The sequence below is a fragment of the Deltaproteobacteria bacterium genome, assembly GCA_009930495.1.
Lineage (GTDB): Bacteria > Desulfobacterota > Desulfovibrionia > Desulfovibrionales > Desulfomicrobiaceae > Desulfomicrobium.
In genome coordinates this window covers 1-4468 of the sequence record RZYB01000194.1, presented here as the reverse complement: position 1 = coordinate 4468, position 4468 = coordinate 1, and the positions used below count along the sequence as shown (strand labels likewise).

Genomic DNA, 4468 nt, shown 5'->3' with positions numbered 1-4468 from the left:
TCGATCTTCAATTTGCCTTTTTCCAATGCCTCGGCCACCCACTCCACATAATGCAGACATTCCACTGGAGGCTTGCCGTCGGGCCGACCAGCCCAATACGGGCCCTCGATAACCGTGGCCCGGTAGGCATGACCGCATTCGGTGGCCACCATGCGTTTGGGACGCAGCCGCTCCATGGCCCCATAGACGGAATCAACCTGCATCTTGCAGGCTTCCCAGTCACCGGCGAACATGGCCAGGCTGGTCATTTCCCACCCTTCGCTGGGCACGGTCCAGTTCTCGCCGGCAATGCTGAACAGAATGGCCGCCTCGACGATGTCTTCGGGGTAGTGCTTGGCCTCGCGGGCGTTGATCATATAGATGATGTCCGCGTCTTCCTTGTCCACCGGAATTTCCAGGCAGGGCCAGTCCTCCAGGGCTTCGTCCACCATCCATTCGCAGGTGTCGACGAAATCCTCGGAGGTCACGTCCATCTGGGCCCGGAACAGGCGGTGCATGCCGGAGCCGATTTTGAGCTCCCACGGCACGAAGCCTTGTGAATTGAGCAGGCCGCGCAAGTAGCTGAACATGACTCCCATATCGATACCGTAGGGGCAAAATGACCCGCAGCGGTTGCAGCAGGTGCATTTGGACCAGGCCGTATCCATGCACATGCGCATGAATTCATTGGTCACGTGCCCTTTTCTTTTGACCATCTCGCCCAGAGTGGACTGGATTTTGTAGGACGGCACCTGCTTGGGATCACGCCCGTTAACGCTGTATAGAAAGCAGCTATCGGCGCACAAGCCACAGTGCGCGCAGATGTCGAGCCACGTCTTGGTTCGAGACTTCATCGTTTTCTGGATCAAAGCCCACAGCTTGTCGGGCTCGACGTCCAGCTCTTCCATTTCCGCATAGTATTGACGACCGTTGCTGTCGGAAAGGAGCGCATCCAACTCCTCGCGGGTGGCAACGGGCCTCTTCGTGCACAATTTTCCTTCGGGCATTTCGTGTTCCTCTTGGATTACCAGTCAAAATTGGTCTTCATTCCGCCGCGCTTGATTCCGAAGTCCATGCCCAGCTGGATTCGCGTGCAGAAAAAGAGCGCAATGTGCGCCAACTTGGTGAACGGAGCCGTCAACAGCACGACCACGCCGCACAGAATGTGCAAAGTGATCCAGAATGAATAATTGGCGGGATTGTGCGAGGCGACGATGCCGGAGCCGAGCAGGGTCAGAGTCAGGACCAACAGGAGGATATCCTTGAAATCGGTCAAAATCCGTACCTCGGGCAGCATCAAACGGCGGATGGCAATACCCAGACCGCCCAGAAAAGCAGCGATGGCCAACACATCGGCCAGGATCTGAGGCATGGACGGCCAGTCAATGCCCAAACCGTTCTTGATCATGACCGCGTGTCCTTCCAAGAACAGCGGCACGACGACCAGACCAATATGAAACGCAAAGAACATGGTCGTGAAAATGGGCTTGGCACGCCAGCTGTGCGTGCCAAACGGCAAAATCCAACGGTATACGGAAATGGCGGCGCCCTTGAGGCCATGCGCCATGTGCGGTCTGTAGGCCACACGATCCAACCGCCAGTCCAGACCCATGAAGTACAGCACCACGCGGGCGGCCAAGCCGACAAAGAATACCGCGAAGGCAATCCAAAGCAGCGGACCAGTCAAAATCTCATACATACGAATACTCCTTCGATGGCCGGTCGCGACCGGGCCTATTCTTCTTCCTTGTCGGCGAACTTGTCCTCGTCCCGATCGGTCAGAAAGAGCCAGAAGGCGACGAAGCTCACCAGCCCCAGCCCCATGCCGACATAGGCCATGCCCTTGGTCCAGAACAAGAAGTCATGAAGGGTCATGAATTCCACTTGCAGCCTCCTTTAGTGCGCGCCCTTGAATTCGGGGTGTTCGTGCAGAATCGGCAGCTTGCTCAGGCAGAACCGCAGCACGGTGATTTCCAGGGTAACAATGAACACGGTGATCATGATCTCTTCCAGGGACGGGATATACCGAGCCTCGGCCGGAAGTTGCCAATTGAACGCCACCAAGGACACGTTCAAACGATTGAGAACAATACCAGCGACAGTCACGATGGACGCCCAGAACGCCAGCTTCCCGTTCTTCTCGCGGGCGGCCATGGCGTACATCAGGCACGGCACGAGCACGAAGCCGATGACTTCCACCAGGAACCAAGCCCCCCACCCCGTGAACAAATGACTCCAGGAATTGCCCAGGGCGACGCCGATCCATTTCAGGTTGAAATAGGCGAACAGCACCACGGACGCGGCCTTGGCAAACCCCAAGGTCACCTCGGGAGCTTGGGCGATATGTGCCTCGTCCATCTTGTGGTGCAGGAATTTATGCGACAAACCGCCCTCGAAAATGACCATGGACAGGCCGGCCGGAATACTCGAAACAAAGAAAAACAGAGCCAGATACGGCGAGTACCACAGCGGATGCAGCTTGGACGGCGCGATCATGTACAGACCACCCAGGGATGACTGGTGGAGCGTGGACAGAATCACGCCGAAAATGGTCAGCAACAACGTCAGGCTATGGGCTAGATGACGGATTTTTTTCCAGCGCAAGGCCTCCCACACTGCCGGCGAGAACTCGATGGCCAAAACCGTCAGATACAAGGCCACGCACAAACCGACCTCGAACAGAAAGGAGGTCGGGCCGGGATAGATGGTCAACGGATAGGGCAGACGGTAGTAGCGGCCCAGATCATAAAGAAGGGCAAAGACGACAAAGGCATATCCCAAAAAGGCCGTGGTGATGGCCGGGCGCACGGCGGAATGGTATTTCTTCATGCCGAAGAGATACACGGCCGCAGATGTCGTATAGCCGCCGGCAGCCAGGGCCACGCCGCAGAGCAGATCGAACCCGATCCAGATCCCCCACGGATTGTCATCGCTCAAATTGGTCACGGAGCCGATGCCCATGGTGAAACGCTTCACGGTCAGGGCAATCCCGACGACCAGAATAACAGCCGTGATAATGTTCGCCGGAGTCCAGAATGACTTGGGTGTTGTGGTGTGATGCGACATCAACGCTCCTCCTTATTGCTCGTCCGCAGGAGCGGACTCGGCTTTCTTCCGAGCCGCTTCCGCATCCTTGAGCGCCTTTTTCACTTCACGATCGATGGCGGCCTGCTTGTCGCGTTCCGCCTTGTCCATGGCCGTCTTGAGCTTTTTGGACGCCTTGGCCTCGGCTTCGGCCACGGCGTCCTTCACGGCATGCGCCTGTTCTTCCTCGAAGATCTTTTCCTTGCGCTTGGTCAGGGCATAGGCACCGGTCAAAAACATGGGCCACAGGCCGACCACGGCCGGAACCACGGACAGGGCGCCAGAGGTAAGATCGGGCGCGGGCGTGACCCCAAGGTCCTCGCGCATGCCGATGCTCTCGAAAGATGCACCGGAGATGTACAGCCAGCTTGTGCCACCCATTTCCCGCTCACCATAAATATGATCGATATACATATCCGGGTGTTTGCGGATGCGTTCACGAGCGATATCCAACAAATCCTCGCGTTTGCCGAAAATCAACGCGCCCTTGGGACAATCCTCGACGCAACCGGGCAACCTGCCTTCTTCGATACGCGACTGACACATGGTACACTTGCGTACCCGGGGCGTGACCGGATCATGATATTCATAGGTTGGAATTTCGAATGGACAGGCGACCATGCAATATCTGCAACCGACGCACTTCTTGGCGTCGTAACTGACCGCACCGGTTTTATCCTTGACAAAAGCCCCGACGAAGCAGGCCGATGCACAGGCTGGCTCCAGACAATGATTGCACTGGATCTTGCGGAACACTGGTTTTCCGTCGACGTCGTATTTGTTGACCACGGTAAAAGTATCATGGTGTGTGCGCCGCTTGCTTTCCAAGACGGTCAAATCATCGAACGGGACCGGCTGAGCCGGCATTTCGTTGACTTTGTTGCAGGCTGCCTCGCATTTTCTACATCCAATACACTTGGTGCTGTCGAACAGCACACCATGGCTATCGGGATAGCCCTCGAAATGATGCGTTCCACCAGCCGCGGCCGGACTCGCCGCCAAACAGGCGCCCGCGCCAGCCAGCAAGCCAATGAATTTTCTGCGTTTCATACTAGCTCCTCGTTATTGCGACCTTCGGCAGGTTACTTCTTCGTGGCGTGACACTCGGCGCAGGCGATGTCTGCCGGCTTCTGGATGCCCATCTCACGATGGCATCCCATACACTGCTGGTGGTAGGCGGCTTTCAAGGCGGGCTTGGCCCCATCCTTTTCATCGCCATTCCGGCCATGGCAGCTGGCACACTTGGGCGGAGTGGCCGAAGCGGGACTGTTGTGATGGCAACCGGAGCACGCGGCGTTCGGACTGGAGTGGAAATACGCGGCCATGGCGTCATCCTTCATACCTTCCGCGAGCTTGGCCACGATCTTGCGATGCGGGAACTTGCTGGGCTCAAACTCATTGGCCA

At 57.1% G+C, this 4468-nt stretch carries 6 protein-coding genes; all 6 read right to left on the bottom strand.

Features of this window, described 5'->3' with window-relative positions:
- Positions 1–986: (Fe-S)-binding protein (locus tag EOL86_12305; GenBank protein ID NCD26356.1), on the bottom strand; the 986-nt coding region annotated here is incomplete at its 3' end.
- A gap of 17 nt (positions 987–1003) precedes the next feature.
- Positions 1004–1678, bottom strand: a complete 675-nt coding sequence (locus EOL86_12300; protein ID NCD26355.1) for a hypothetical protein — start codon at positions 1676–1678, stop codon at positions 1004–1006.
- Between the two features lie 35 nt (positions 1679–1713).
- Entirely contained in the window at positions 1714–1863 is a 150-nt protein-coding gene (locus EOL86_12295) for a hmc operon protein 4 (protein ID NCD26354.1), read from the bottom strand.
- 12 nt (positions 1864–1875) lie between these two features.
- A complete protein-coding gene (locus tag EOL86_12290; protein ID NCD26353.1) occupies positions 1876–3045 on the bottom strand; it encodes a Ni/Fe-hydrogenase cytochrome b subunit in 1170 nt (389 codons plus the stop codon).
- Between the two features lie 12 nt (positions 3046–3057).
- Positions 3058–4113 carry a 4Fe-4S dicluster domain-containing protein gene (locus EOL86_12285; protein ID NCD26352.1) on the bottom strand — a complete coding sequence of 352 codons (1056 nt, stop codon included), beginning with the start codon at positions 4111–4113 and terminating at the stop codon, positions 3058–3060.
- A 32-nt stretch (positions 4114–4145) separates the two neighbouring features.
- Positions 4146–4468 (bottom strand): cytochrome C (locus EOL86_12280; protein ID NCD26351.1); only part of this gene is annotated, 323 nt, incomplete at its 5' end.

Bases quoted from the DNA above. Each gene is read 5' to 3' on its own strand.
- EOL86_12300 (NCD26355.1), bottom strand. From the start codon at position 1,678: ATGTATGAGATTTTGACTGGTCCGCTGCTTTGGATTGCCTTCGCGGTA.
- EOL86_12290 (NCD26353.1), bottom strand. From the start codon at position 3,045: ATGTCGCATCACACCACAACACCCAAGTCATTCTGGACTCCGGCGAAC.
- EOL86_12285 (NCD26352.1), bottom strand. From the start codon at position 4,113: ATGAAACGCAGAAAATTCATTGGCTTGCTGGCTGGCGCGGGCGCCTGT.